General features: G+C 34.0%; 1 protein-coding gene. It reads right to left on the bottom strand.

Annotated features, from left to right (window positions below):
- Nucleotides 1–751: hypothetical protein (locus IM290_RS21290; RefSeq protein ID WP_193354500.1), on the bottom strand; the 751-nt coding region annotated here is incomplete at both ends.

Raw genomic sequence — 751 nt, 5'->3', positions numbered from 1 at the left:
GATTTAACAGTCCTTCAGTTAACAAGCAAAGCGCATTAGAATATTTGATTTTCTTCTCTCTATCATACCAAAAGAGACCAGGAGGTATATTTTCTTTAAGGGTTCCCTTCGTTGAATTAGAGTAATTCTTTTGAATTTCAGCAGCCAATAGCCTCGCTTGACTTGATAATTCTTTTAATCTGCTAATAGCCTTTTTAGCTACAGGTATCATTAAAGTTGGAATCCATTTTATATTGCCTTCATACCCTTTTGCTGAAAAAAATCTTAAACCGTATCTTTGAATGCCCTTTCCATCACATTCTGTGATTTCACAATCCGCTGGCAAAGCTAAAATTTCCGATATCCTACTCGGTGCACACATAAGTAAAGCAAGCACAGATGTAGTAAATATATCTCTTGACGATAATTGTTCATCCCGCTTTGAAAAAATCTCAGCAATCGCAATAACTGATTTGATATCAGGCAATCTAGAATGGCCTTCCAGTGAAGAATCATAACCAGTCCAAGACTGAGTAATCCTATACCTAATTGGATTTACCCAAAATAAATAAAATGAGTTAGTCATCCTATTATCATTTAAAAATGAACTCAATTTCTCAAGTTCTTTCCCAATAGCAAATGCATGTGCTTTAGAATACTTTTCAGAGGCTATCCTTATGCATTCATCAAAGATTGAATTGTTGCAATAGTTTACATTAGCTTCCATATTGATCTTAAGTAAAACGAATTCGACAATCTTCAACATTGATAA

The sequence above is a fragment of the Enterobacter cloacae complex sp. S1 genome, from assembly GCF_014930525.1.
Taxonomy (GTDB): Bacteria; Pseudomonadota; Gammaproteobacteria; order Enterobacterales; family Enterobacteriaceae; genus Enterobacter; species Enterobacter hormaechei_C.
The sequence above is the reverse complement of the archived record's forward strand: the minus strand, read 5'-3'. Positions and strand labels throughout refer to the sequence as shown.